This window comes from Nocardia aurea (assembly GCF_003123685.1).
GTDB classification, from domain to species: Bacteria; Actinomycetota; Actinomycetes; order Mycobacteriales; family Mycobacteriaceae; genus Nocardia; species Nocardia aurea.
On record NZ_QCYJ01000084.1, the window covers coordinates 192,108 to 217,169 of the forward strand.

Below are 25,062 nucleotides of genomic sequence, written 5' to 3' on the forward strand. Positions count from 1 at the left end.
CGTTGGCATGACAGTCGGCACAGATCAGCCCCCCGCGCGCCGCTCGGACGCGACCCGCGCCGCGATACTGGACGCGGCCCGCGCCCGCTTCGCCGCCGAGGGGTACCGCAAGGCCACGGTGCGCGCCATCGCGGCCGACGCCGCCATCGACCCGTCCATGGTGATGCGCTACTTCGGCAACAAGGAGGGCCTGTTCGCGGCCGCCGTCGAGATCAGCCTCGACCTGCCCGACCTCTCCGGCGTCGACCCGGACGGTATGGGGGAGTTGCTGATCCGCCGTTTCCTCGGCGTCTGGGAGGAATCGCCGGGCAACGAGGTCATGCTGACGCTGCTGCGCACCGCCATCACCGACGACTCCGTCGCCGACCGGGCGCGCGGGGTTTTCGCCGAACAGGTAACCCCCGCCGTCCTGCGCGTCGGCGACCCCGCCGACGCCCCCCGTCGCAGCGGCCTCATCGCGACCCAACTCCTCGGCCTCGCCCTGTGCCGCTACATCCTGCGCCTCCCCCCGGTCCTCACCCTGACCCCCGAGGACATCGTCACCGACCTCGCCCCCACCCTCCAGCGCTACCTGACCAGCACCCACACCCTCGATCGGGGCTGACTGCTGACCTGCCGGAAACGCGACGGGCCCACCGTGGTGCGGTGGGCCTGTCGTGGAGGAGGGGTCAGGCGGGGTCGGCGAGGAGGGCGCCGAGGCCGCGGAGGTGGTCGGTGGCGGGGCCGAGGGCGAATTCGTTGTGTTTGGCGGCGGTGAAGTAGTTGTGCACGATGTGGTCGCGGTCGATGCCGACGCCGCCGTGCACGTGCACGAGGGTGTGGGCGACCCGGTGGCCCGCGTCGGCGGCCCAGAACTTGGCGGTGTGCACGGCTTCGCCCGCTGGCAGGTTCTCCGACAGTCGCCAGGCGGCCTGGGTGACGGCCAGGCGCAGGCCCTGCACGTCGATGTAGGCGTCGGCGAGGCGCTGGGCGACGGCTTGGAAGGAACCGATCGGCTTGCCGAATTGTTCACGCTCGCGGGCATATTCGGCGACCAGGTCGAGGGCCTTCTCCAGGGTGCCGAGTTGCTGGGCGGCCAGTCCCAGCCAGGCGCGGCCGAGGAGCCAGTCCAGGATCCGTGCGCCGGATTCGACCGTCGCGACCAATTCGGCAGGGGTGTCGGTCAATTCGACGGAGTATTCGGCGCTCCAGTCGACCACCTGCTGCAAGGTCGAGCGCACGGTGGCGTCGGCGGGGTCGACGAGGAAGATCGCGGGAAGACCGGAGACGTTCGCGGGAACCAGGATTCGGGCGGCGCGCTCGGCGTGCGGCACGGTGATCTTGGATCCGGTGATCAGCCAATCGCCCGCGTCCTGCCTGGCGACGGTCACCGGCTGGGTGGGCTCCCAGTTGTACTCCTCGGCCAGCGCGGCGGTCAGCACGATCTCGCCCGCGCCCGCCCGTCGAGCCAGCTCGCGCTGGGCGTCGTCACCGAAGGCCGCCAGCGCGTTCGCGGCGACGACGATCGACCACAGGTACGGCACCGCGGCCACCGATTTGCCGAGTTCGCGCAGGACGGCGCTCTGTTCGAGCACACCGAAATCGCCGCCGCCCGCGTTCTCGGGCAGTGCCGCGGCGAGTACGCCGGTTTCGGCGAGCGCCTGCCACAGCGCGTCGTCGAAACGTCCGGCGCTGTCGAGTTCGCGCAGCCGGTCGGCGGTCACGAGTTTGCCGGTCACCTCGGCGGTGAGGCGGGCGATATCGCCCTGGGCCTCGGTCTGGGTGAAATCCATGGGTCTTCCCTGCTTTCCGAAGTCTGTCAGCGGGCCGAGGCGGGCTGGCGCAGCGCGGTCATGGCGATGATGTCGCGCTGGACCTCGTTGGTGCCGCCACCGAAGGTGAGGATCAGCGCGGCGCGATGGAACCGTTCGAGCCGTCCGCGCAGCTGCGCGCCGGGGGAGTCCTGGCGCAGGTAGGCTTGGGGGCCGAGTACCTCCATCAGCAGCCGGTAGGCCTCGGTGGCCAGTTCGGTGCCGTACACCTTGCAGGTCGAGGCGTCCCACGGCCGCGGGGCCGCGTCACCGCCCGCGTCGGCGCGGCTGGCGATCTCCCAGTTGAGCAACTTCAGGTATTCGAGTTTGGCGTAGACCTTCGCGAGGTTGAGTCGCACCCATTCCCGGTCGATGACGCGCGAACCGTCGCCCGCCTTGGTGGCGCGCGCCCATTCGACGGTCTGGTTCAGCGCGACGCCGAGCGGTCCCGCCGAGGTGAGCGCGACCCGCTCGTGGTTGAGCTGATTGGTGATGAGCGACCAGCCGCCGTGTTCCTGCCCGACCAGCGAACTCACCGGAACCCGGACGTCCTGGTAGTAGGTGGCGCTGGTGTCGGGGCCCGCCATGGTGTGCACCGGGGTCCAGGAGAAGCCCTCGGCGCTGGTCGGCACGATGAGCATGCTGATGCCTTTGTGCTTCTTCGCGCCGGTGTCGGTGCGAACGGCCAGCCAGATGTAGTCGGCGTAGGCGATGAGGCTGGTCCACATCTTCTGGCCGTTGATCACGTAGTCGTCGCCGTCGCGTACCGCGCTCGTGCGCAGACTCGCCAGGTCGGTGCCCGCGCCGGGCTCGGAGTAGCCGATGGCGAAATGCAGTTCGCCCGCGGCGATCTTGGGCAGGAAGAATTTCTTCTGCTCCTCGCTGCCGTAGTGCATGATCGTCGGCGCGACGGAGTTGATGGTCAGGAACGGCACCGGTGCGCCCGCGATGGCCGCTTCGTCGGTGAAGATCAGCTGATCCATGACGGGGCGGTCCTGACCGCCGTATTCTTCGGGCCAGGCGAGGGTGAGCCAGCCGTCGCGGCCCATGTCCCGCACGACCTCACGGTAGACGTTGCCGTGCCCGTATTCGCCGGTCGTCGCGCTCAGCGCTTCCCGGCGCTCGGGTGTCATGAGCCGCGCGAAGTAGTCGCGCAGCTCCGCGCGGAGCTGCTCCTGCTGCGGCGTATACGCAATGCGCATGGCAAAACCTCGAGCCTTCGTTGGATTCGGTTGATCCGATGATTGCATATCGACTGAAACATGTTCCAGTATTGACCGCGAAGCCGGTCATTGGCCGCGCATGCGCCGCCGCTGGCTTGTAGGCTTCGAACAGTAGGCAGTTGATTGCTCGGGCGAGGAGTTCTCATGAAGGTAACCGTCGATTTCGACCAGTGCGAGGCCAACGGAATATGCGTCGGATTCGCCCCCGACGTGTTCGAACTCGATGATGACGACCAGTTGCACGTGGCCGGGGGTGAGGTTCCGGAGAACCTGCTCGCCGATGTGCGGGACGCGGTGGCGCAGTGTCCGAAGGCCGCGCTGAAACTGGAATGAATACTGCTTGCCCATCGGTAGGAACACGTTCTAAAGTCGGCCCGGTGAGTGAGCAAAGCGTGCGAACCGGCAACCCAGCGCGCGGTGCGCGCGACATCGTCGAGCGGAACGGGGCGATGTCATGAGCGACGGCGTGCGCGAATCCGCCGTCGAGCTGGCGGGCAAGGTAGCGATCGTCACCGGCGCGGGGGCCGGACTCGGGAAGGCCGAGGCGCTCGCCTTGGCCGCCGCGGGCGCCTCGGTGGTGGTCAACGATCTGGCCGACAACGACGTGGTGGCCGCGACCCTCGGCGAGATCAGGGCGCTCGGCGCCGAGGCGGAATTCGTCGCGGGCAGTATCGCGGAACGGTCGACCGCCGACGCGCTGATCAGTGTGGCGAACGAGGCGTTCGGCAGCGTGGACATCGTGGTCAACAACGCGGGCATCACCCGTGATCGCATGTTGTTCAACATGTCCGACGAGGATTTCGACGCGGTCGTCGCCGTGCACCTGCGCGGACATTTCCTGCTGACCCGCAATGCCGCCGCCTATTGGCGCGCGAAGTCCAAGGAGTCGGGCGCTCCGGTCTACGGACGTCTGATCAACACCTCCTCCGAGGCCGGTCTACTCGGCCCGCCGGGGCAGGGCAACTACGGCGCGGCCAAGGCGGGTATCACCGCGCTGACGCTCACCGCGGCGCGCGCGCTCGCGAAGGTCGGGGTGCGCGCCAACGCCATCGCGCCGCGAGCACGCACGGCGATGACCGAGGCCTCCTTCAGTGCCGCGCCGCAAGAGGGCATCGATCCGCTCTCTCCCGATCACGTGGCCCGACTTGTGGCCTACCTGGCCTCACCGGCCGCCGAGGCGATCAGCGGGCAGCTGTTCGTCGTCTACGGGCCGATGGTCGCGCTGATGGCCGCGCCCGTGGTCGAGCGGCGTTTCGACGCCGAGGGCGACGAGTGGAATCCCGAAGCTCTCGCCGACACGCTCGGCGGCTATTTCGCCGATCGTCCGGCGAACCAGACCTTCTCCGCGTCCGCGCTCTACGATCTCGGCTGACGCCGGACCGATGGCAGCTGCCTTCGGTTCATACTGATCGGTTGTCCAATTCTTGATCCCGACCCAGACACTTGGTACACATGGGAGTCTAGTGATGTGTGTGACGGCTCACAGCCGGGCCGCAGGTCATTTCTGATACGTGTTACAACTTCAGACCCTCTTTTAGAGGAAAATAGCAGTTCAAAACCATGAAAAGCTCGCATCTCAAAAATGAACATGTTCTAATCATTCCGGCGACGCGGCCCTTCGGTGGGCCGTGTCGCACGTAACACGAGCACGTTGAGCAAGGAGGATCGCGGATGAACGAGGTCCTTGCCGTGCCGCTGCGGGCAGTCGGAGGGTTCTTCGAACTCACCGCCGACGTCGCCCGCGCGAGCATCCGCAGGCCCTTCCAAGCGCGTGAGTTCATCGATCAGTCCTGGTTCATCGCACGGGTGTCCCTCGTGCCGACCCTGCTGGTCGCGATCCCGTTCACCGTGCTGGTGAGCTTCACGCTGAATATCCTGCTTCGCGAGATCGGCGCCGCCGACCTCAGCGGCGCGGGAGCGGCCTTCGGCGCCGTCACCCAGGTCGGCCCGATCGTCACCGTCTTGATCGTGGCCGGCGCGGGCGCCACCGCGATCTGCGCCGACCTCGGGGCCAGGACGATCCGCGAAGAGATCGACGCCATGCGGGTTCTCGGCATCGATCCGGTCCAGCGACTCGTGGTGCCGAGGGTGCTGGCCTCCATGTTCGTCGCGCTCATGCTGAACAGCCTGGTCTGCACCATCGGCATCGTCGGCGGCTTCCTGTTCTCGGTGCTGCTCCAGGATGTGAACCCCGGCGCGTTCGTCAACGGCATCACGCTGCTGACCCACCTGCCGGAACTGATCATCTCCGAGGTCAAGGCCGGTCTGTTCGGCCTGATCGCCGGTCTGGTCGCCTGTTATCTGGGCTTGAACGTCAAGGGTGGTCCCAAGAGTGTCGGTGACGCGGTCAACCAGACCGTGGTGTTCGCGTTCATGGCGTTGTTCGTGGTGAACGTCGTCGTCACCGCCGTCGGCATCAAATTCACGGTGCGGTGACCCGATGGCACTGGTGATCCAATCCCGTTTCCCCCGGACGGTCCGGCGGGTGCGCCGGTTCTCCGACTCGCTGGACTCGGTCGGCAAGCAGGCCGTCTTCTACGCGCAGACGCTGGCGTCCATCCCACGGGCACTGCGGAACTACCGCACCGAGACCATCCGGCTCATCGCCGAGATCAGCATGGGTTCCGGCGCGCTGGCCGTCATCGGCGGCACCGTCGTGATCGTCGGCTTCCTCACCCTGTTCGCGGGCGGCACGATCGCCGTCCAGGGGTACAGCTCGCTCGGCAATATCGGCGTCGAGGCGCTCACCGGCTTCTTCTCCGCCTTCATCAACGTCCGCATCGCGGCGCCGGTGATCTCGGGGATCGGGCTGGCCGCGACGATCGGCGCCGGTTCCACCGCCCAACTCGGCGCGATGCGGGTGGCCGAGGAGATCGACGCACTCGAATCGATGGCCATCCGGCCGATCCCTTACCTGGTCGGCACCAGGGTGCTCGCCGGGATGATCGCGATCATTCCCCTGTACGCGCTGGCGGTGATCGCCTCGTTCCTCGCGGCCCGATTCGCCACCGTCGTCATCTACGGACAGTCGGCGGGCGTGTACGACCACTATTTCTCTACGTTCCTCATTCCGAGCGATATTCTCTGGTCATTCGCTCAGGCGATCTTCATGGCACTCGCGGTCATGATGATCCACACCTACTACGGCTACAACGCGGCGGGCGGCCCCGTCGGCGTCGGTATCGCGGTCGGCAACGCGGTGCGGTCCTCGCTGGTCGCGGTGGTCACGGTGACCCTGCTGATCTCCCTGGCCATCTACGGCACCTCCGGCAACTTCCATCTCTCCGGGTAAAGCGACAATGGCGGATTCGAAGCATTCAGAAAATGGTCTGAAGCGCGCGCTGAGCGGCGGGCTCGGCCTGAAATTGGCCGGCCTGGCGATGGTGCTCGCACTGATCGCGGTGGTTGCCGTCGCGATGGTCATGTTCGTCGGTGGTTTCACCCCGACCTCGAAAATCCTGGTCGAGGCGCCGCGCAGCGGACTCGTCCTCGACACCGACGCGAAAGTGAAGGTGCGTGGGGTCGAGATAGGCCGGGTGGCATCGGTCGAATATTCCGAGGACGGCGCGCGGCTGCGTCTCGAGGTATCGCCGGACAAATTGAAGATGGTGCCGTCCAACGCGGGCGTCGATATCAGGTCGACCACGGTGTTCGGCGCGAAGTACGTCAATTTCATCATTCCCGACGAACCCGCGTCGACTTCGCTGAAGCCGGGCTCCACGGTGTCCGCCTCGCGGGTGACCGTCGAATTCAACACCCTGTTCCAGCATCTGTCGGATGTGCTTGCCCAGCTGGACCCGGAGAAACTCAACGCCACCCTGACCGCGCTCGGTACGGCGCTGGAGGGCCGTGGCGCGAAACTCGGCGATCTGCTCTCCCGCAGTGACGTCTACCTGCGCGAGATCAATCCCTATCTGCCCACGCTGCAACAGGATCTGAACAAGACGACCGAGGTGACCGGAATCTATTCCGATACCGTCGGCGACCTGCTGCGCACGGTCGACAACGCGACGCTCACCAGCCGCACCTTCATCGACGAACAGGACAACCTGGACGCGGTGCTGACGAATGTGATCGGGCTGGCCGACACCACGGGCGCGGTCCTGCGCCAGAACGAGAACAATCTGGTCACCGCGCTGGATCTGCTCCGGCCGACCTCCGCGCTGCTGAACGAGTACGCGCCGGCGTTGAATTGTGTGATCACCGGTATCGGCGGATTGATGCCGTTGGCCGAGGAAGTCTTCGGCGGCGTGCTGCCCGGCGTCGGCATGAATACCAACTTCATGTTCGGCGCGAAGCCCTACACCTATCCGAACGACCTGCCGAAGGTGAACGCCACCGGCGGCCCGCATTGCGAGGGCGTCGTCGACCGGGAGCCGGAAAGCCATTCCGACTACCTGGTCACCGATACCAACCAGGGCGCGCCGTATGTGCCGAATACCGGTCCGATCACAATCAACGAGGGTCCCAAGGTGTTCCAGTTGTTGTTCGCCGGGCTGCCAGGGGTGGACAAGCTGTGAAGAACACCGCGACAACGGTCAAACTGACCATTTTCACCCTGGTCATGGCCCTGGTCTTCGCAGGCTTGGCCATCGTCTTCAGTCAGATGCGTTTCTCGCGTGAATACGGCTACAACGCGGTGTTCACCAGTTCCTCGGGAATTCTGCCGGGCGCGAAGGTGCGTATCGCCGGTGTGCCGGTCGGTTCGGTGAGTTCGGTGAAGGTGGGCAAGGACCACCTCGCGCACGTCGAATTCGACGTCGACCGGAAATACACCCTGCTCACCAGCACCCGAGCGACCATCAAATACGAGAATCTGGTCGGCGACCGATACCTGGAACTCATGGAGGGACCGGGTTCGGCCGAGGTCATGCGCTCGGGCGCGACCATGGGGACCGACCGGACCGCACCCGCGCTCGATCTGGATCTGCTGCTCGGCGGTTTCAAGCCGCTGCTGCGCGGACTCGATCCGACCCAGGTCAACGATCTGACCGGCGCGCTGTTGCAGATCTTCCAAGGCCAGGGCGGCACACTGGTCCAATTGCTCAACAGCGGCGGCTCGTTCACCAAGACGCTGTCCGAACGCGACGAACTGATCGGCAGCGTGATCGACAATCTGAACACCGTCCTGCGGACCATCGACGAGCGCGGCGACCAATTCGGCACGACCCTCGACGAATTGCAGCGACTGGTGAGCGGACTGTCCGCGAATCGCGATCCGATCGGCGACGCGCTGCCCAGAATCGCCGGGGCCACACAGGATCTCACCGATCTGCTGGCGACGGCGCGTCCGGATCTGCGCAACACCATCGAGCAGACCGGCCGACTCGCCACCAATCTCGACGAAGGCTCGGACACCGTGCAATGGGTGATCGAGCGGCTGCCCGAAACCTACAAGAAGCTCATCCGCATCGGCGCTTACGGCTCCTTCCTACAGCTCTATGTCTGCGGCACGAATTTCCTGGTCGACGGCCCCAACGGGCAAACCCTGGAGGTCAAGATGCCGGGTCTGCAGGCGACAGGAAGGTGTACGCCCAATGAGTGAGAAGCGTTCGCCCGCGATCACCATCGGAATCGTCGGCATCGTCGTCGGCCTCGCGATCGCCCTGTCCGCGCTGCAATTCGATCGGTTGCCCTTCATCCGCGGCGGCGCCACCTTCACCGCGAATTTCACCGACGCGGGCGGCCTACTGCCCGGTGACGCGGTCCAGGTCGCCGGGGTGCGCAGCGGTCGGGTCGAGAAGGTCGAACTCGACGGCGACAAGGTGCTCGTGCGATTCAGCCTCGACGAGTCGATCGTGTTGGGACAGAAGACTTCCGCGGCCATCAAGACCAATACGGTGCTCGGCCGCAAATCGCTCGAGGTGACCCCGCAGGGTTCGGGCGCGCTGCGGGTGGACGACACGATCCCGCTGGAACGCACCACCTCGCCGTATTCGCTCAACGAAGCGCTGGGCGATCTCGGCAGCACCATCGGCGAACTCGATATGGACAAGGTCGACCGAACCCTGGACGCGCTGTCGGAGACCTTCGCCGACACCCCGGCGCCGTTGCGGTCCGCGCTGGACGGTGTCACGGCGCTGTCGCGCAGTATCAACGCCCGCGACCAGGCACTGTCGGACCTGCTGACCAGGGCGCAGAGCGTCACCAAGATCCTCGCCGACCGCAGCGATCAGATCAACGCGCTGCTGCTCGACGGCAACAATCTGCTCGGCGAACTCGAACGCCGCCGCGGCGCGATCGGGCAGCTCATCGTGTACGTGAATCAGGTATCGCTGCAACTGTCCGGTCTGGTCTCCGATAACGAGCCGCTGCTGAAATCCGCGCTGGACCGGCTGAATTCGGTGTTGAACCTGCTCCAGCGCAACAAGCAGAACCTCAGCGACGCGCTCGACAGCGTCGGCCCGTACGCGGCGGCGCTCGGTGAACAGGTCGGCAACGGTCCGTGGTTCAACGCCTACGTGGTCAACGCGACGAGTACCGAGTTGCGGCCACTGGTCGACGCGCTGGTCTGGCCGGAGCAGCTGCCCAACGATCTGCGCAATATTTTCACCCACCCGGCGCCGCCGTCGATCGGGCCTGCGGAAGAGGATCCACCGCGATGAGCAAGTTGAACGGAGTACGGACACTGCCGCGCTGGGCGTTGATCACCGCGGGAGTGCTGGTGGCCGCGCTCGTCGCGTTCGCTGTCTACACCGGTGTCACCAGGATCGGCAAGACCACGATCACCGCCTACTTCCCGTCCACGAGCGCCCTGTACGAGGGTGACGACGTGCGCGTGCTCGGTGTCAAGGTCGGCACCATCGACAAGATCGAGCCGGGCCGCGAGCAGGTGCGCGTCACAGTGACGATCGACCGGGGTGTCGACATTCCGGCCGACGCGCGCGCGGTGATCATCTCGCCCTCGCTGGTCTCGGCCCGGTTCATCCAATTGGCCCCCGCCTACACCGGCGGCCCGAAAATGGCCGACGACGCGACGATTCCGATCGAGCACACCGCGATCCCGGTCGAGTGGGACGACATCAAGGCCGAACTGTCCAAACTCGCCACCGCCCTCGGGCCGGTCGGCGATGACGAACAGGGCTCGTTCGGCCGGTTCGTGAACACCGCCGCCGACAATCTGGACGGCAACGGCCAGAGACTGCGCGACACCCTGCACGAACTGTCGGCGACGCTGAACACCCTGTCCGACGGCCGGACCGATCTCTTCGGCACCATCCGCAATTTGCAGAAATTCGTCGAGGTGCTGTCCGGCAGCAACGAACAGATCGTGCAATTCGGCAGCAGGCTGGCCTCGGTGTCGGAAGTACTCGGCGACACCTCGGCCGATCTCGGCGCGGGACTGGACAATCTGGATATCGCGTTGGCCGATGTGAAACGGTTCCTCGACGGCAGCGGAGCCGAACTCACCGAAGGTGTCACCCGGTTGAGCGATGTGACCCAACTGCTGGTCGACAAGCGTCCCGAACTCGAGCGGGTGCTGCATTCCGGGCCGACCGCGCTGGTGAACTTCTATCAGATCTACAAGCCCGCGCAGGGCACACTGACCGGCGCGATCGCGCTGAACAACACGGCCGACCCGCTCAGCTTCCTGTGCGGTTCCATCCGTGCGCTCGAATACGACCAGTCCGATCGCAGCGCCGACCTGTGCGCGCAGTACCTGGCGCCGGTGATCAGCTCGGTCGCCATGAACTACGCGCCGATCCTGCTGAATCCGGCCACCGGCGTGCACGCGTTCCCCGACCAGATCGTCTACAGCGATCCGAGCCTGGAAGGCCAGACCTCACCGCAGGTGACCGTGCCCGACGGTGTTGCCGGACTTGCCATTCCGGGAGGAAACCGATGACGCGCCCGCGTTCGATGCGGCGGGTCGCCGCACTCGCCGTAGGTCTTGCGGTGACGCTCGGCGTCTCCGGATGCGAATGGGACGGACTGAACTCGCTGCCCCTGCCCGGCACCGAGGGAACCGACGGCTATCGGATCCAGATCCAGATGCCGAATGTGACGACCCTGACCAAGAATTCGCCGGTCCGGGTCGACGATGTCACCGTCGGCACCGTCACCGGCATCGAGGTGCAGGACTGGCACGCGCTCGTCACCGTCGCACTCGACCGTGACGTCCGATTGCCCGCGAACGCGGTGGCGAAAATCGGCCAGACGAGTCTGCTCGGCAGCAACCACGTCGAACTCGGCCCGCCCGAGGACGCGGCCCCGGTGGGCGAGTTGCACGGCGGCGACGTCATCCCGCTGTCGCGGGCCGGGGCCTATCCGACCACCGAACAGGTGCTCTCCTCGCTGTCGGTCGTCCTCAACGGCGGCGGCATCTCGCAGCTGGAAACCATTACCCGCGAACTGAATTCCGCCCTGACCGGGCGCGAGGACGATATCCGCGATCTGCTGCCGCAACTGGCGACGCTCGCGACCGGTCTGGACAAACAGCGCGAGGACATCATCTCGGCCATGAGCGGACTCGACCGCCTCGCCGGACAATTCGCCGATCAGCGTGACGTGGTGGCACGCGCCATCGACCAGATCCACCCCGCGCTGACGATCCTGGCCGACCGCACCGCGAACATCACCGCCGCGGTGACCTCGCTCGGCGAACTCAGCGATGTGGCCGACCGCATCGTGAACGAGAGCGGTGAGGATCTGAAGGCGAATCTGCGCAGTCTCGGTCCGGTGCTCCAGACCCTGGCCGATACCGGCGTCAACCTCATCGAATCGCTGAAGATCCTGCCCACCTTCCCGTTCCCGATCAAGAACATCGGCAACGCGATCAAGGGCGACTACATGAACCTGTTCATCACCGTCGACATGACCGGGCGCAGGCTCGACTCCAACTGGCTGACCGGAACCCCGCTCGGCGGGCGTTTCGGCGGCGTCGAAGGCGTGATCGGCAGTTTCGCCCCCGATTCCGCCGCGCAGGGAGGTAATCCCGCGACCGGGCCGTTGCTGCCGACGCCCGACGCGGGCGCCTCACCCACGCCGACGCTGCCGGGCCTGCCGCCCATCCCCGGACTGCCCGCCATTCCGGGCCTGACGGTTCCGTTGCCCGGAAATACCGCGCCACAGGGGGGTACGGGCCGATGACGCTCACCAAATTCGTCCGCGGTCAGCTGACCATCTTCGCCATACTGACCGTGATCGGCCTGGTCGTGATGGGCGGGGTCTACGTCAAACTGCCCGCCATGTTCGGCATCGGACGCTACGACGTGACGGTACGACTCGCCGCGACCGGCGGGCTGTACCAGCAGGCCAATGTCGCCTATCGCGGCACGAACGTCGGCGTGGTGCAGGACGTGGTGCTCACCGACGAGGGTGTCGACGCGAAACTGTCCATCGACAGCGACTACAAGATCCCCGCCGACGTGGACGCCTGGGTGCGCAGCGTCTCGGCGATCGGCGAACAGTACGTCGACCTGGTCCCGGTCGACAATCCACGGGGCGGCAACCTCTCCGACGGATCGGTGATCCCGGTGCAGCGCACCAAACTGCCGCAGGATGTCGGATCGCTGCTCGACCAGACCGACCGGCTGCTGTCCAGCGTGGCCGACACCAGGCTGCGGCAGGTGATCGACGAGGCGTTCCGCGCGTTCAACGGCGCGGGCCCGGATCTGCAACGTTTCATCGATTCCGCGTCGCTGCTGGTGCAGGAAGCGCAGAACAACACCGAGCCGACCAAAGAACTGCTCGACCAGCTCGGCCCGCTGTTGGACACCCAGATCGAATCCGACGCCGCGATCCGTTCCTGGACCGCGGATCTGGCGACGGTCACCGACACGTTGCGCGCGCACGACCCGTCGCTGCGCAGCCTGCTCCGGGACGGGCCCTCGGCCATGCAGCGGGTCACCGAGCAGTTCCAGTCGCTGCAACCGACCCTGCCGATCCTGCTGACCAATCTGGTGAGCCTGGGCCAGGTCGCCGTCACCTATCACGCGGGTATCGAACAACTTCTCGTCGTCTTCCCGCCGCTGATCGCGGCCTTGCGCACCATCATCCGCGGGCCCGCGAAATACGGCGCGATGGTCGACTTCATGGCGGTGGTCAACGATCCGCCCGCCTGCACGACCGGATTCCTGCCCGCCGACCAGCGTCGCTCACCGAGCGAACTGGATTCCATCGACACCCCGCCCGGTCTCTACTGCAAGGTGCCGCAGGATTCGCCGATCGCGGTGCGCGGCATCAGGAATACCCCGTGCGCGGAATTCCCCGGGGTGCGCGCACCCACGCCGGAACTCTGCCGGACCGGATTCGTGCCCGAGGGCAACAACCCGCCGTTCGGCCCCGTGCAGCCGGTCGCACCCGCGAGCGCCGAGACGCCCGATGAGGCGCCCACCGCGCCCGCCTCGTACCGCACACCTGCGGCGGCCCGATCCTACGATCCGTCGACCGGTGTGTACATCGGCCCGGACGGCCGGACCTACCGTCAGGGAGATGTCGGTCCCGGCGGCTCGGGAACGGTACCGTCGAGTTGGCAAGCGATGCTCGAGGAGCAGCAACGATGAGTGATATCAACGGCGATAACCACCGCGTGCGCAGGCGAGCGGTCCGTTCGGTCGGTCCTCCGGTGGAGGAGGACGCGGACGGCACGTCCGGCGTCACCGCTGCGACAACCGAGACGAAAGCGCAGGTCGGTACCGCGAAGGTGCCTGCCACAGCGACCGCGAGTACCGCGGCTCGCGGCGACGGTGCCGACGCCGCGAAGAAGTCGGGAAGTGATGCCGCGGCGAAAGCGGCGAAATCCGTCGGCGGTTCCGGCGACGTCGTCGCGGACGCGACAACCGAGCCGGGGGGCGTCGCGGCGAAACCGGCGGTGACAACGAAGAAGGCACCACCTGCTGCCGAGCCGAAGGCCGTCGCCACTGCCGCAGTCACCGCCGTCGCCGCCGTTGACGCCGCCGCCGTTGACGCCGCCGTCGCCACTGCCGCAGTCACCGACGCCGCCGCCGCCGCTGATGTCGCCGCCGCTGATGTCGCCGCCGCTGATGTCGCCGCCGCTGATGTCGCTGACGCTGACGCCGCCGCCGACACCGACACCCCGGTCGCTCTAGCGAAATCCGGTGCCGACGGCATCGCCGAGAAGCCGAAGCGCCGGGCCGGACGTATCGCGGCGGTGGTCGCCGCCGCCGTGCTGGTGCTGCTGACGGTGGTCGGCGCGGGTGCGTCGACGTACCTGGTGCACACGACGAACGAGCGCGACGAGCGACGCGCGGAGTATGTGCAGACCGCGCGCCAGGCGGTGCTGAACCTGACGACGATCCGCGCGGATTCGGCCAAGGCCGATATCGACCGGATCCTGTCGCTGGCCTCGGGGCAGTTCAAAACCGAATTCGACGGGCGCGTCGATCCGTTCATGAGCATCGTGCAGCAGGCCAAGGTCGTCTCGAACGGCGAGGTCGTCGAGGCCGCGATCCAGCAGGACGACGAGAATTCGGCACAGGTGCTCGTCGCGGCGAAGCAGACGTTGAGCAATGCGGGCCAGGCCGAGCCGCAGACGCGGTACTACCGATTCCGGGTCACCGTGTCCAGGGGCGATACCGGTCTGACCGCGTCGAAGGTGGAGTTCGTGGCATGAGGATCCTCTCGGGAAAACTGGGACCGGTCGGCGCGGGTATCGCGGGCGTGGTGATCGCTGCCGCGGTGATCATCATGGGTATCAACGGTTTCCGATACTGGGACCATCAGCGGACCGAGGTCGCGCGCGACGAGGCGGTCACCGCGGCGCAGCGCACGGTGTCGGCAATGTTCACCTACGACTACGGCACCGTCGACACCGAATTGCCGAAGGCCGCCGACAACCTGTCGGCGAGTTTCCGCGAGGACTACCTGAAGCTGATCACCCAGGCCATCGCGCCCGGCGCCAAGGAGAAGCAACTCACCGTCAACGCGACCACGCAGGCCGGTGGCGTCGTGGAGGCCGAGCGGTCCCACGTCGTCGTGCTGCTGTTCCTCAACCAGGTGACCACGAGCAAGGACACCCCGCAGGGCACGACCACGGGCAGCCGGGTGCGCGTCACGCTGGACAAGACGGACGACCGCTGGCTGGTCGACTCGGTGAACCCTGTGTAATCGGCTGTATTTTCGGCGGCCGGGGCCGCGGGTTCGCGGCCCCTTTTTGTCTCGCGTTCGAGCGGTCGAGACTCGCGACTGCGTCGCATGCGCTTCGACCGCTCGAACGCGAGACGGGCCGCGAACGGGGCGCTCGTGAGGCTCGCGCCGAAAGTGGTTGGTGTCGAACGGTGAGGGCTTCGAGGGCATGCGTTCGCTCGAACGCGAGACGGCCGCGAACGGGGCGGTTGTGAGGCTCGCGCCGGAAGTGGTTGGTGTCGGACGCTGGGGGCTCGAAGGGCCTGCGTTGATCGGTCCTCAGCGCGGCAGGGCGACGGTGAAGGTCGTGCCCTCGCCCACGACGCTGTCGACCGTGACCGTGCCGCCGTGCGCGGTGACCAGGGCCTGCACGATGGACAGACCGAGGCCGGTGCCGCCGCTGGCGCGGGTGCGCGAGGTGTCGGTGCGGTAGAAGCGTTCGAAGACGCGCTCGGCCTCGTCCTCGGGCAGGCCGGGGCCGGTGTCGGCGACTTCCAGACGGACGTCGTCCTTCCGAGGGGTCAGACGCACGGTGACCGCCGCGTCGGGCGGCGTGTGGGTGAGGGCGTTGTTCAGGAGGTTGCCCAATACCTGACGTAACCGCTCCGCGTCGCCCTCGATCTCCAATGTTCCTTCCCCGGAACGGATTTCCAAGGCGATGGGCCGGGGGGTCTCCGGTGCGGTGGCGGCGGCGACCGCGCGGGCGTTGTGCACGGCGTCGCTGGCGAGCGCGAGCAGATCCACCTGGCCGCGTTCGAGTGGACGCTGGGCGTCCAGGCGGGCCAGCATCAGCAGATCCTCGACCAGCAGGCCCATCCGCTGCGCCTCGGTTTCGATCCGCGCCATGAACAGCGCGGGATCGGTGGTGGCGCCCTGTCGGTAGAGTTCGGCGAACCCGCGGATCGTGGTGAGCGGCGTGCGCAGTTCGTGACTGGCGTCGGCGACGAAGCGCCGCATATTCGCTTCGGACTGCCTGGCCGCCGCTTCGGACGCCTCGGTCGCCTTGAACGCCGACTGGATCTGGGCCAGCATGCCGTTGAGCGACCGCGACAGCCGATCCACCTCGGTATTGGTGCCGCGCACCGGCACCCGGCGGTGCAGATCGCCGCGGGCGATGGCGGCGGCGATGTTCTCGACCCGGCGCAGCGGGCGCAGACTGCGGCGGATCGCGAAATACGCGGCCACCGCGAGCACGGCGAGCACCGCGGCGCCGACCGCCAATTGCAGGATGACCAGCCGGTGCACGGTATCGCTGTTCTGGGTCAGCGGCAGCGCGACGGTGGTGACGCCGTCCTGGGTGCGCAGCGACAACGTCCGCCACCGGACGGGAGAATCCCCGACCGACGGCACCGTCGCCGGTCCGGTGACCTCGGCGCGGGTATTGGCGGGCAGTTCGTCCGGTATCGCGGGCAGCGCGGGCTCCGCGTCGACGCCGAACGCCTTCACATAGATCTGCGTCGCGCCCATCCCGGCCGCGTCGCCGGTGCTCTGCGCCTTCACGTAGAACTGGCTCGGCGGATGCCGCGAATCCGGCGGCTGCGCGATCGGCGCGGGCGGACGCAACCGCCGCGACCATTCCAGCGCTCCCTCGCGCAACTGCTGATCGGTGCGGCTGGTGAGCGATTGTTCGAGTCCGGAGGTGACGAGCGTGCCCGATATCAGCAGACCGAGACCGGACAGCGCCACCAGGGCGAGCACGAGCGCGACCCGAAGCGGCACCGCGGCGAACCCGTCGCGGACACGCCGCAGAATCGTCGCCGAGCGGGCCGGTTCGCTTGTCGCCCGGCGCGGGCGTCGTGCGGGACCGGTCCGGCTCACTGCCCGGCCGGGCGGGCCGCGCGCATGACATAGCCGACGCCGCGCAGCGTGTGGATCAACCGCTGCTCGGTGTCGACCTTCTTGCGCAGATAGGACACGTAGGTCTCGACCACGCCGACCTCGCCGCCGAAGTCGTAGCGCCACACGTGATCCAGGATGCGCGGTTTGCTCAGCACGGTGCCCGCGTTGACCATGAAATAGCGCAGCAGCGTGAATTCGGTGGGCGACAACGCGACCGGTTCGCCTGCCTTCCAGACCTCGTGCGTGTCGTCGTCGAGTTCGATGTCCTCGAACCGCAGCCGCGAATTCTTCGGCTCGGGTGCGGCATGGCCCGCGCGGCGCAGGACCACGCGCAGTCGCGCGACCACTTCCTCGAGGCTGAACGGTTTGGTGATGTAGTCGTCGGCGCCGAGGGTGAGTCCCGCGACCTTGTCCTGCACCTCGTCGCGCGCGGTGAGGAACAGGACCGGTGCGTCGACACCGTCTGCGCGCAACCGGCGCAACAGTCCGAATCCGTCCATACCCGGCATCATCACGTCGACGATGAGCGCCTGCGGGCGGAAACCGCGCGCTTTGTCCAGCGCCTGCGCGCCGTCGGCCGCGGTGTCCACCTCGAATCCCTGGTAGCGCAGACTCACCGACAGCAGTTCGACGATCATCGGTTCGTCGTCCACGACCAGCACCCTGGCCTCGGGTTTCTGTTCTGTGGGCACGCCGGTCATGTGGTCCATCCTGCGGTAGGGGACTGGGAACTCACTGGACCTTTCCTGGGTGGTTGCTGTGAACGTCCCCCACCGCGTCAGCGCGCGCCGTGCCGTCAGCGGCGCGGCGTCCGTGACTCCGGGTAGACGTCGTCGTCGGTGAGCAGGGCGCTCCCGGCGACCTGATCCTGGGCGAGGGCCTCGAGGAAGGCGCGGGCCCAGCGATCCACGTCGTGGGCGAGCACCTGGCGGCGCAGCGACCGCATCCGGCGGCGCTTGGTGTCGCGGTCGTCCTCCAGCGCGGAGACGATCGCGTCCTTCACGCTGTCCAGATCGTGCGGGTTGCACAGATAGGACTGACGCAATTCCGCTGCGGCCCCGGTGAACTCACTCAGCACCAGGGCGCCGTTGAGTCCGCTATGGCACGCCACGTACTCCTTGGCGACCAGATTCATCCCGTCGCGCAGCGGGGTGACCAGCATGACGTCGGCCGCGACGAAGAACGCGAGCAGTTCCTCGCGCGGGATCGGACGGTGCAGGTAGTGCACCACCGGATAGCCGACGCGGGCGAATTCGCCGTTGATGCGGCCGACCTGGCGTTCGATATCGCCACGCATCTGGATATAGCTCTCGACACGCTCGCGACTCGGGGTCGCCAACTGCACCATCACCGTCTCGGACGGGTCGACCCGTCCGTCGACCAGCAATTCCTCCAGCGCGTTGAGCCGGATATCGATACCCTTGGTGTAGTCGAGACGGTCGACGCCGAGCAGGATGTTCTTCGGATTTCCCAGTTCCGCACGGATTTTCGCGGCACGCTCGCGGACCGATCTTCGCCGGGAATTGTCGTCCATCTCGGCCGAGGAGATGGAGATCGGGAACGCGCCGACCCGCACCGTCCGGAATCCGACCTGGACGACGCCCATCTTGGAGCGCACACCGACGGTGCCGCGCGATGTGGCCTGGCCTGCCAGTCGGCGTGCCAGATACAGGAAGTTCTGCGCGCCACCGGGCAGGTGGAAACCGATCAGATCGGCGCCGAGCAGACCTTCGATGATCTCGGTCCGCCACGGCATCTGCATGAACAGTTCGACCGGCGGGAAGGGGATGTGCAGGAAGAACCCGATGGTCAGATCGGGGCGCAACATGCGCAGCATCTTCGGAACGAGTTGCAGCTGGTAGTCCTGTACCCACACCGTCGCGCCCTCGGCGGCCACCTCGGCCGTGGCCTCGGCGAATCGCCTGTTCACCGTGACATAGGCGGCCCACCAGGCGCGGTCGTAGGTCGGTCGCACGATGACGTCGTGATAGAGCGGCCACAACGTGCCGTTGGAGAAACCTTCGTAGTAGTCGGCGACTTCCTGCGCCGACAGCGTGACCGGATGCAGTTCCAGGCCGTCTTCGATGATCGGATCGAGGTCGGCGTCGGGAACTCCCGCCCAGCCGACCCACGCCCCTTTGTTGTTGCGCAACACCGGTTCCAACGCGGTGACCAGGCCGCCCGGGCTGCGCTTCCATCGGGTCGAGCCATCGGGTAGTCGATCGAGATCCACCGGTAGCCGATTGGCCACGACGACGAAACCGGAACCGGCCCCGTCGGTTTCGATCGGCTCCACCGCGTCCGCCGATGTCGTCGTGCGATCGTCGGGAGAAGCGAGCTCGGAGTCGTCGGACGGCTGGTCGGTCATCTGGTCCACTCACGCATCCTTATTCGAGCGGCGGCGTTCGCGGTCTCGAGCGAGCGGCCGCCTCCGGGCCCCGACACTCACCGGATGGTGTGTATCGCTGATCCCGTCTGGAGTTGTCGGGTGTCGTCGACGGCGCCGTTGTCGTCGAGCGGGTTGGGTCTACTCGCCTCGACCGTTGGGGCCGATGCCGAGCATCGACAGCAACATCCGGCACTCGTCGGCGTCTTCCGCGTACGCGGCGACGACGCGCTGGGCCTGACGGGCGGTTTCATCGGCGAGTGGTTCCAGGTCATCGTCCGCGATATCGTTCGCGCTGCCCTTCGCAGCCATCTCAAATCCTCCCGGCTCATTACGCTCGTACGTGCGAATAGTCAATGGTATATGGCGCGAGCGCGGGCGCGCCGCACCCGATACCTCGAGCACCCGCCTCGGTGCGTTGCGGGACCCCTGCCTATACCGTGGTGACGGGCCGTAGCGACCGGAAGCAGGTCGCTCCTGACGGTCAGCACCAACTCCACGAAAGGGTCGACAATGCCGCTGGCCACGGTGAACGGGATCTCCCTCAACTACCAGGTCAAGGGTGACCGTGCCAAGGGCGCGGACGTCAAGGGCGGGGCGCCGCTCGTCGTGATGATCATGGGCACCGGAAGTCCCGGCCGAGTCTGGGAGCTGCACCAGGTGCCCGCGCTCGTCGCCGCCGGATACCGGGTGTGCACCTTCGACAACCGGGGTATCGCGCCGTCCTACGAAGCGCCGTCGGGAATGACGATCGACCAGCTGGTCGCCGACACCGCCGGGCTGATCGAACTGCTCGACGAGGGCCCAGCGCTGGTCGTCGGCACGTCGATGGGCGCGCGCGTGGCCCAGGAATTGGCCTTGGCCAGGCCGGATCTGGTGCGCAAGGCCGTATTCATGGCGGGCCACGGCCGCCTCGACCAGTTCCAGAAGACGCTCTCGCTCGGCGAACACGAACTCGACGCGAGCGGGGTGAAGATGCCCGCCAAATACGAGGCCGCCGTCACCGCCGTGATGAACCTGTCGCCCGCGACGATGTCGCAGCCCAACGCGGCGCGCGACTGGCTCGACCTGTTCGAGTTCACCGGCGGTCCGGTGACCCCTGGTATTCGCGCTCAGCGCCGGATGGACCACGATTTCGACCGCGTCCAGGCCTACCGCGCCATCACCGTGCCGTGCCTTTCGGTCGGGTTCGGCGACGACAGGATGATCCCGCCCTACCTCTCCCGCGAGGTCGCCGAGGCCATTCCCGGTGCCCGCTACCAGGAGATTCCCGACGCCGGGCATTTCGGCTACCTGGAGAAGCCGGACGAGGTGAACAAGATTCTGCTCGAGTTCTTCGCCGGGTGAACCGGACGCGGGTCCGATCCGTTGAACCCCAGGACGAGGTAACCACCTACGCGTAGCGTCTCCCTTGCTAGGGTCGACACAACGCTCGGGGAGCATCCGGGGCGTGGTTCGTGTGCCGCACGGCCCAGCGCCGGACGGTCTCAGGAGCCGATCCCGTACACAGCGCCAGTATCCAGTGAGGTGAAATTGAGCACCAACCCCTTCGACGACGAAGACGGTCGATTCTTCGTCCTGGTCAACGACGAGGAACAGCATTCCCTGTGGCCGGCCTTCGCGGAGGTCCCGGCCGGATGGCGAGTCGTGTTCGGCGAGGACAGCCGCGCTGCCTGCGTCGAGTACGTCGAGAAGAACTGGACCGATATGCGTCCGAAGAGCTTGCGGGACGCGATGGCCGCCGACGACGCGGCCCGTCAGGGCGCCCAGTCCTGAACCGCGGTATCCGATACTGCGCCGGGAAAGCTGATTCAGCCGCCAGCCGTGCGGCACCGTAACTCGGTGTCGCACGGCCGGTGTGCCCCGCTATAGTGGGCAACCGGTCGCGATTGGTACCGCTTCCGCCTCCTTAGCTCAGTGGTAGAGCACTCGCCTTGTAAGCGAAAGGTCGTCAGTTCAATCCTGACAGGGGGCTCCCGATGAAAGGGTGGTCTCTCCGCATGTGCGGAGGGGCCACCCTTTTTCGTGTCCGGCTCAGGCGGGGACGTTCGCGCCGTGGCCCAGGTCGCGCAGGGCCTGTTTGATCTTGGACTGAGCTTCGTCCAAGGATTCGGGGGAGGGGTTGGGGTCGGCGCCGGAGATGTCGAAATTGCCCATGGAGAAGGCGGGGAAGACGTGGACGTGGAGGTGGGGGACCTCGAGGCCCGCGATGAGCAGGCCCGCGCGCGGTGCGCCCCAGGCCGCGCGCACGGCTTTGCCGATCTTCTGGGCCACCAGGTTGAGGCGGGTGAAGACCTCGCCGTCGATGTCCTGCCACTGGTCGATTTCCGCGCGCGGGACCACGAGGGTGTGGCCCGGCGTGATCGGGTTGATGGTCAGGAAACCGACGAATTCGTCGTCCTCCCAGACGAATCGGCCGGGGAGGTCGCCTGCGATGATCGCGCTGAAGACAGAAGCCATGAGCGCAGGCTACAACCTCGCCCCGGCGCGCAGCGGTCGCACCGCAGCGCGGTCACACCGCGACGAAGTGCGACAGGATCCCCTGGACCTCGTAGATGTCGACCTGACGGTTGAACCGCTTCTGCAAGGGCTCGCTGCTTCCGGCGATCCAGATGACCAGTTCGGCGTCCAGATCGAAGGTGCCCGCGGTCTCCACGGCGAAATGCGTGATCGAGCGGTACGGGACGCTGTGATAGCTGACCTTGCGGCCGGACAGACCCTGTTTGTCGACCAGGATCAGGCGGCGGTTGGTGAACAGCATCGCGTCGCGGACCAGCAGATACGCCGAATAGATCTGCTCACCGTTGCCGAGTAGCTTCGCGTACTCCTGTTGCGCCTGGGCCGGGTCGATTCGTCCGGCATTTCCCATCAGTCCATCGATCAGACCCATCGCTGGCCCATCCTTCGGCTTGCTCCGGCAGCGGACGGTGCGGGCGTTCGGCCCGCACCACTATCCATCATCCTCTTCGCGGGGCCGCGACGGGTGAATGGCGACAACGGATTTCGTCCGCGTCGTGGCGTTGTTCGCCGAAACGTCGATCGCTCGTCATTCGCTGGTAACGGGCTCCGGCTCGGAGCGGGGAGGACTACACATAAGCTGTTGGCCGTGCGCGTACTCGTCATCGGCTCAGGTGCCCGTGAACATGCCCTCGTCCTGGCCCTCCGCAAGGACCCCGCGGTCACCGCGCTGGTCGCGGCCCCGGGCAACGCTGGAATAGCCCAGCACGCGCAGACCCGCGCGGTCGATCCGTCCTCGGGTGAGGCGGTCGCCGCGCTGGCCGTGGAGGTGAAGGCCGATCTGGTCGTCATCGGCCCCGAAGTGCCGCTGGTGCTCGGTGTCGCCGATGCCGTCCGCGCGGCGGGCATCGCGTGTTTCGGCCCGTCCGCCGATGCCGCCAGAATCGAGGGTTCCAAGGCGTTCGCCAAGGATGTGATGATCGCGGCCGGTGTGCGCACCGCGCACAGCGAGATCGTCGACACCCCCGCCGACCTCGATGCCGCGCTCGACCGTTTCGGACCCACCTGGGTCGTCAAGGACGACGGTCTCGCGGCCGGAAAGGGCGTCGTCGTCACCGACGACCGCCTCGCCGCCCGCGATCACGGCGCCGAGCTGTTGGAGAACGGACATCCCGTCCTGTTCGAAACCTTCCTCGACGGCCCGGAAGTCTCGCTGTTCTGCCTGGTCGACGGCGAAACCGTGGTGCCGCTGCTGCCCGCGCAAGACCACAAGCGCGTCGGCGACGGCGACACCGGACCGAATACCGGCGGCATGGGCGCCTACACCCCGCTGCCCTGGCTGCCGCAGGAAACGGTCACCGCCATCGTCGACGATGTCGTGAAGCCGGTCGCCGCCGAACTCGTCCGACGCGGCAGCGCCTTCTCCGGACTGCTCTACGCCGGTCTCGCGATCGGCGCAGACGGCCCCGCCGTAATCGAATTCAATTGCCGCTTCGGCGATCCTGAGACCCAAGCCGTGCTGTCGCTGCTCGAAAGCCCCCTCGGCGAACTGCTCAACGCCACCGCCACCGGAACTCTGGCCGATGTCGCGCCGCCGCGCTGGCGCGACGGCGCCGCCGTCACCGTGGTCGTCGCCGCCGAGAACTACCCCGGCCGCCCCCGCATCGGTGACGTCATCACCGGCGCCGAGGACAGCGCCCAGAACACCGCGTCCTCGGTCCTGCACGCGGGCACCGAATCACGCGCCGACGGCGCGCTCGTCTCCGCGGGCGGCCGCGTGCTGAGCGTCGTCGGCGTAGGAGCCGACCTCACCGAAGCGCGCGTCAACGCCTACGAGCGCATCGCGCGTATCAAACTGGCGGGCAGCCACTACCGCACCGACATCGGCTTGGCAGCCGTAGAAGACCGTATCCAGGTCGGGTAACCCCCCCAACCCACTGGGAGCTCCCGCCCGCCCCGTTCGCGCCCAGCAATCAACACCCACCACCACTGGCACGAGCCTCACAAGCACCTCGTTCGCGCCCCGTCTCACCCGAACAACCAAACCCACCCACCACAGGCGCGAGTCTTACGAGCGCCCTGTTCGCGGCCCGTCTCGCGTCCGAGCGGTCGAAGCGAAGCGACGCAGTCGCCAGTCTCGACCGCTCGGACGCGAGACACAGGGGGCCGCGAACCCGCGGCCCCGGCCGCCGATATCACAGCCGCCTATAACACGAGCCCGCGTTGGGCGAGCCAGGCGGCGGGGTCGATGTGTTGTCCCTGTTGGATGACCTCGAAGTGCAGGTGGGGGCCGGTGGAGTCGCCTCGGTTGCCCATGCGGGCGATCTGCATGCCGGCTGGGACGCGTTCACCGACGGAGACGAAGAAGTCGTACATGTGGCCGTAGACGGTGATGGTGCCGTCGTCGTGTCTGATGCGTACCCACAGGCCGAAGCCCTGGGCGGGGCCCGCGTCGATGACGGTGCCGGAGGCGACGGCGTAGATGGGGGTGCCGATGGGGGCGGCGATATCGATGCCCGCGTGGAAAGTGCCCCAGCGGGAACCGAATCCGGAGGTGAAGGCGCCGATGGCGGGCAGGACGAATCCGCCCGCGCCGGGCAGGATCGAGCCGGGCGACAGCGGGACGGTGCCGGAGGTCATCCAGGGCTGGCGTTCACCGGCGACGGCGGCGGCCGCTTCGGCTCTGGCGCGTTCGAGGGTGGCGCGGGCGGCGGCCGCGACGACGGCTTGTTCGCGGATGCGTTCGCCGTTGGCGATGGCGTTGAGGTAGCGCCGCACCGAGGGGGGTGTCGACTGGAATTGCTGGGGATAGGCGAAGGCGACGCGCTGGGCTTCCTGCGGGCCCGGGGTGCGGTCGGTGACTCCCCAGGTGAAGGGGGAGTCGGCGGTGGCGAACAGCGCGACGGTCAGCATTCCGGCGAGTAGTACCCGGTGCCGGATCAGGAGGGCGCGGTAGTCGCGGTCGCGTTGCCGCTGCCACAGTGCGCGAGGGTCGGGGCGTGGCCGGTGACGCAGTTCGCGTAGTCGGGTCTCGATTCGGCGCAACGATCCGGTGACGGTCGCTCGTAGCCGGGCCGGTGCGGCGCGTCGATCACGCCTGATGACGCCTGGTCGGCCCACGGCGCGTACTCGTTCGAGCCCCACGCGGCGAGCCTTCTCGAGGCGGCGAGCTTTTTCGAGCATTACGCAAACCCTAGCCTCGTCGATCCGTTGGGTAAACGATGCGGGCACGGTGTGTGGCACGTCGGGCACGGGCGAGGGGCCGCCGGGCGCGAGGGTC

Annotated in this window: 25 protein-coding genes and 1 tRNA gene; 17 read left to right on the forward strand and 9 right to left on the reverse strand. The window is 67.2% G+C overall.

Annotation, left to right across the window (positions count from 1 at the left end; translation table 11 throughout):
• Nucleotides 1-7: 7 nt before the first annotated feature.
• On the forward strand, nucleotides 8-604 hold the full coding sequence (locus DAT37_RS14160; RefSeq protein ID WP_109525185.1) for a TetR/AcrR family transcriptional regulator: 597 nt from the start codon (nucleotides 8-10) through the stop codon (nucleotides 602-604).
• Nucleotides 605-668: 64 nt separating this feature from the next.
• Here the strand turns inward: DAT37_RS14160 and DAT37_RS14165 are convergent, their stop codons facing one another.
• Both DAT37_RS14165 and DAT37_RS14170 read right to left on the reverse strand, forming a co-directional pair.
• Nucleotides 669-1,772 carry an acyl-CoA dehydrogenase family protein gene (locus DAT37_RS14165; protein ID WP_109525186.1) on the reverse strand — a complete coding sequence of 368 codons (1,104 nt, stop codon included), beginning with the start codon at nucleotides 1,770-1,772 and terminating at the stop codon, nucleotides 669-671.
• A 26-nt stretch (nucleotides 1,773-1,798) separates the two neighbouring features.
• Nucleotides 1,799-2,992, reverse strand: coding sequence for an acyl-CoA dehydrogenase family protein (locus DAT37_RS14170; RefSeq protein WP_109525187.1), 1,194 nt, complete (start codon nucleotides 2,990-2,992; stop codon nucleotides 1,799-1,801).
• Between the two features lie 165 nt (nucleotides 2,993-3,157).
• Between DAT37_RS14170 and DAT37_RS14175 the strand changes: the two genes are divergently transcribed.
• The 12 genes from DAT37_RS14175 to DAT37_RS14230 all read left to right on the forward strand — a co-directional run bounded on the left by DAT37_RS14175 (nucleotide 3,158) and on the right by DAT37_RS14230 (nucleotide 15,082).
• Complete coding sequence (locus DAT37_RS14175) at nucleotides 3,158-3,346, forward strand: ferredoxin (protein ID WP_109525188.1); 189 nt, start codon at nucleotides 3,158-3,160, stop codon at nucleotides 3,344-3,346.
• Between the two features lie 121 nt (nucleotides 3,347-3,467).
• Nucleotides 3,468-4,385, forward strand: a complete 918-nt coding sequence (locus DAT37_RS14180) for a 3-oxoacyl-ACP reductase (RefSeq protein WP_109525189.1) — start codon at nucleotides 3,468-3,470, stop codon at nucleotides 4,383-4,385.
• Nucleotides 4,386-4,684: 299 nt separating this feature from the next.
• A complete protein-coding gene (locus tag DAT37_RS14185) occupies nucleotides 4,685-5,449 on the forward strand; it encodes an MlaE family ABC transporter permease (RefSeq protein WP_109525190.1) in 765 nt (254 codons plus the stop codon).
• 4 nt (nucleotides 5,450-5,453) lie between these two features.
• Nucleotides 5,454-6,305 (forward strand): MlaE family ABC transporter permease, encoded by an 852-nt coding sequence (locus tag DAT37_RS14190; RefSeq protein ID WP_109525191.1) that lies wholly within the window; start codon nucleotides 5,454-5,456, stop codon nucleotides 6,303-6,305.
• 7 nt (nucleotides 6,306-6,312) lie between these two features.
• The gene (locus DAT37_RS14195; protein ID WP_109525192.1) at nucleotides 6,313-7,533 is read left to right on the forward strand and encodes an MCE family protein; all 1,221 of its coding nucleotides are present in this window, start codon (nucleotides 6,313-6,315) and stop codon (nucleotides 7,531-7,533) included.
• Nucleotides 7,530-8,558 (forward strand): MCE family protein, encoded by a 1,029-nt coding sequence (locus DAT37_RS14200; protein ID WP_109525193.1) that lies wholly within the window; start codon nucleotides 7,530-7,532, stop codon nucleotides 8,556-8,558. The genes DAT37_RS14195 and DAT37_RS14200 overlap by 4 nt, the downstream gene beginning before the upstream one ends.
• A complete protein-coding gene (locus DAT37_RS14205; RefSeq protein ID WP_109525194.1) occupies nucleotides 8,551-9,618 on the forward strand; it encodes an MCE family protein in 1,068 nt (355 codons plus the stop codon). Before DAT37_RS14200 ends, DAT37_RS14205 begins: the two co-directional genes overlap by 8 nt.
• Nucleotides 9,615-10,859 carry an MCE family protein gene (locus tag DAT37_RS14210; RefSeq protein ID WP_109525195.1) on the forward strand — a complete coding sequence of 415 codons (1,245 nt, stop codon included), beginning with the start codon at nucleotides 9,615-9,617 and terminating at the stop codon, nucleotides 10,857-10,859. Before DAT37_RS14205 ends, DAT37_RS14210 begins: the two co-directional genes overlap by 4 nt.
• On the forward strand, nucleotides 10,856-12,103 hold the full coding sequence (locus DAT37_RS14215) for an MCE family protein (RefSeq protein WP_109525196.1): 1,248 nt from the start codon (nucleotides 10,856-10,858) through the stop codon (nucleotides 12,101-12,103). The genes DAT37_RS14210 and DAT37_RS14215 overlap by 4 nt, the downstream gene beginning before the upstream one ends.
• The gene (locus DAT37_RS14220; protein ID WP_109525197.1) at nucleotides 12,100-13,518 is read left to right on the forward strand and encodes an MCE family protein; all 1,419 of its coding nucleotides are present in this window, start codon (nucleotides 12,100-12,102) and stop codon (nucleotides 13,516-13,518) included. Before DAT37_RS14215 ends, DAT37_RS14220 begins: the two co-directional genes overlap by 4 nt.
• Entirely contained in the window at nucleotides 13,515-14,588 is a 1,074-nt protein-coding gene (locus DAT37_RS45465) for a hypothetical protein (protein WP_232839742.1), read from the forward strand. The genes DAT37_RS14220 and DAT37_RS45465 overlap by 4 nt, the downstream gene beginning before the upstream one ends.
• Nucleotides 14,585-15,082 carry a h domain protein gene (locus DAT37_RS14230; protein ID WP_109525198.1) on the forward strand — a complete coding sequence of 166 codons (498 nt, stop codon included), beginning with the start codon at nucleotides 14,585-14,587 and terminating at the stop codon, nucleotides 15,080-15,082. Before DAT37_RS45465 ends, DAT37_RS14230 begins: the two co-directional genes overlap by 4 nt.
• Before the next feature lie 297 nt (nucleotides 15,083-15,379).
• Here DAT37_RS14230 and DAT37_RS14235 read toward each other — a convergent pair whose 3' ends face one another.
• From DAT37_RS14235 to DAT37_RS44910, 4 genes are all read right to left on the reverse strand, one after another.
• Entirely contained in the window at nucleotides 15,380-16,819 is a 1,440-nt protein-coding gene (locus DAT37_RS14235) for a sensor histidine kinase (RefSeq protein WP_109525616.1), read from the reverse strand.
• 95 nt (nucleotides 16,820-16,914) lie between these two features.
• Entirely contained in the window at nucleotides 16,915-17,640 is a 726-nt protein-coding gene (locus DAT37_RS14240; protein ID WP_109525615.1) for a response regulator transcription factor, read from the reverse strand.
• Nucleotides 17,641-17,735: 95 nt separating this feature from the next.
• Complete coding sequence (locus DAT37_RS14245; protein WP_232839786.1) at nucleotides 17,736-19,307, reverse strand: alpha,alpha-trehalose-phosphate synthase (UDP-forming); 1,572 nt, start codon at nucleotides 19,305-19,307, stop codon at nucleotides 17,736-17,738.
• 159 nt (nucleotides 19,308-19,466) lie between these two features.
• The gene (locus tag DAT37_RS44910) at nucleotides 19,467-19,637 is read right to left on the reverse strand and encodes a hypothetical protein (RefSeq protein WP_169334866.1); all 171 of its coding nucleotides are present in this window, start codon (nucleotides 19,635-19,637) and stop codon (nucleotides 19,467-19,469) included.
• Nucleotides 19,638-19,838: 201 nt separating this feature from the next.
• Between DAT37_RS44910 and DAT37_RS14250 the strand changes: the two genes are divergently transcribed.
• The 3 genes from DAT37_RS14250 to DAT37_RS14260 all read left to right on the forward strand — a co-directional run bounded on the left by DAT37_RS14250 (nucleotide 19,839) and on the right by DAT37_RS14260 (nucleotide 21,300).
• Nucleotides 19,839-20,672 (forward strand): alpha/beta fold hydrolase, encoded by an 834-nt coding sequence (locus DAT37_RS14250; RefSeq protein ID WP_109525199.1) that lies wholly within the window; start codon nucleotides 19,839-19,841, stop codon nucleotides 20,670-20,672.
• Between the two features lie 186 nt (nucleotides 20,673-20,858).
• Entirely contained in the window at nucleotides 20,859-21,101 is a 243-nt protein-coding gene (locus tag DAT37_RS14255) for an MbtH family protein (protein ID WP_011207082.1), read from the forward strand.
• A gap of 127 nt (nucleotides 21,102-21,228) precedes the next feature.
• Nucleotides 21,229-21,300, forward strand: a tRNA-Thr gene (locus DAT37_RS14260).
• A gap of 59 nt (nucleotides 21,301-21,359) precedes the next feature.
• Here the strand turns inward: DAT37_RS14260 and DAT37_RS14265 are convergent.
• Complete coding sequence (locus DAT37_RS14265) at nucleotides 21,360-21,785, reverse strand: HIT family protein (protein ID WP_109525200.1); 426 nt, start codon at nucleotides 21,783-21,785, stop codon at nucleotides 21,360-21,362.
• A 52-nt stretch (nucleotides 21,786-21,837) separates the two neighbouring features.
• Nucleotides 21,838-22,215: a PH domain-containing protein gene (locus DAT37_RS14270; RefSeq protein ID WP_109525201.1), complete on the reverse strand. Its 378-nt coding sequence runs from the start codon at nucleotides 22,213-22,215 to the stop codon at nucleotides 21,838-21,840.
• A 216-nt stretch (nucleotides 22,216-22,431) separates the two neighbouring features.
• Here DAT37_RS14270 and purD point away from each other — a divergent pair, with 216 nt between their 5' ends.
• Entirely contained in the window at nucleotides 22,432-23,706 is a 1,275-nt protein-coding gene (gene purD / locus DAT37_RS14275; protein ID WP_109525618.1) for a phosphoribosylamine--glycine ligase, read from the forward strand.
• 281 nt (nucleotides 23,707-23,987) lie between these two features.
• On the opposite strand, the gene DAT37_RS14280 is transcribed toward purD, so the two are convergent.
• Nucleotides 23,988-24,965 (reverse strand): M23 family metallopeptidase, encoded by a 978-nt coding sequence (locus tag DAT37_RS14280; protein ID WP_109525202.1) that lies wholly within the window; start codon nucleotides 24,963-24,965, stop codon nucleotides 23,988-23,990.
• Nucleotides 24,966-25,062 lie beyond the last annotated feature (97 nt).

Coding starts and splice junctions, on each gene's coding strand:
- DAT37_RS14160 (WP_109525185.1), top strand. CDS start 8: ATGACAGTCGGCACAGATCAGCCCCCCGCGCGCCGCTCGGACGCGACC.
- DAT37_RS14165 (WP_109525186.1), bottom strand. CDS start 1,772: ATGGATTTCACCCAGACCGAGGCCCAGGGCGATATCGCCCGCCTCACC.
- DAT37_RS14170 (WP_109525187.1), bottom strand. CDS start 2,992: ATGCGCATTGCGTATACGCCGCAGCAGGAGCAGCTCCGCGCGGAGCTG.
- DAT37_RS14175 (WP_109525188.1), top strand. CDS start 3,158: ATGAAGGTAACCGTCGATTTCGACCAGTGCGAGGCCAACGGAATATGC.
- DAT37_RS14180 (WP_109525189.1), top strand. CDS start 3,468: ATGAGCGACGGCGTGCGCGAATCCGCCGTCGAGCTGGCGGGCAAGGTA.
- DAT37_RS14185 (WP_109525190.1), top strand. CDS start 4,685: ATGAACGAGGTCCTTGCCGTGCCGCTGCGGGCAGTCGGAGGGTTCTTC.
- DAT37_RS14190 (WP_109525191.1), top strand. CDS start 5,454: ATGGCACTGGTGATCCAATCCCGTTTCCCCCGGACGGTCCGGCGGGTG.
- DAT37_RS14195 (WP_109525192.1), top strand. CDS start 6,313: ATGGCGGATTCGAAGCATTCAGAAAATGGTCTGAAGCGCGCGCTGAGC.
- DAT37_RS14205 (WP_109525194.1), top strand. CDS start 8,551: ATGAGTGAGAAGCGTTCGCCCGCGATCACCATCGGAATCGTCGGCATC.
- DAT37_RS14210 (WP_109525195.1), top strand. CDS start 9,615: ATGAGCAAGTTGAACGGAGTACGGACACTGCCGCGCTGGGCGTTGATC.
- DAT37_RS14215 (WP_109525196.1), top strand. CDS start 10,856: ATGACGCGCCCGCGTTCGATGCGGCGGGTCGCCGCACTCGCCGTAGGT.
- DAT37_RS14220 (WP_109525197.1), top strand. CDS start 12,100: ATGACGCTCACCAAATTCGTCCGCGGTCAGCTGACCATCTTCGCCATA.
- DAT37_RS45465 (WP_232839742.1), top strand. CDS start 13,515: ATGAGTGATATCAACGGCGATAACCACCGCGTGCGCAGGCGAGCGGTC.
- DAT37_RS14230 (WP_109525198.1), top strand. CDS start 14,585: ATGAGGATCCTCTCGGGAAAACTGGGACCGGTCGGCGCGGGTATCGCG.
- DAT37_RS14240 (WP_109525615.1), bottom strand. CDS start 17,640: ATGACCGGCGTGCCCACAGAACAGAAACCCGAGGCCAGGGTGCTGGTC.
- DAT37_RS14245 (WP_232839786.1), bottom strand. CDS start 19,307: ATGACCGACCAGCCGTCCGACGACTCCGAGCTCGCTTCTCCCGACGAT.
- DAT37_RS44910 (WP_169334866.1), bottom strand. CDS start 19,637: ATGGCTGCGAAGGGCAGCGCGAACGATATCGCGGACGATGACCTGGAA.
- DAT37_RS14250 (WP_109525199.1), top strand. CDS start 19,839: ATGCCGCTGGCCACGGTGAACGGGATCTCCCTCAACTACCAGGTCAAG.
- DAT37_RS14265 (WP_109525200.1), bottom strand. CDS start 21,785: ATGGCTTCTGTCTTCAGCGCGATCATCGCAGGCGACCTCCCCGGCCGA.
- DAT37_RS14270 (WP_109525201.1), bottom strand. CDS start 22,215: ATGGGTCTGATCGATGGACTGATGGGAAATGCCGGACGAATCGACCCG.
- DAT37_RS14280 (WP_109525202.1), bottom strand. CDS start 24,965: ATGCTCGAAAAAGCTCGCCGCCTCGAGAAGGCTCGCCGCGTGGGGCTC.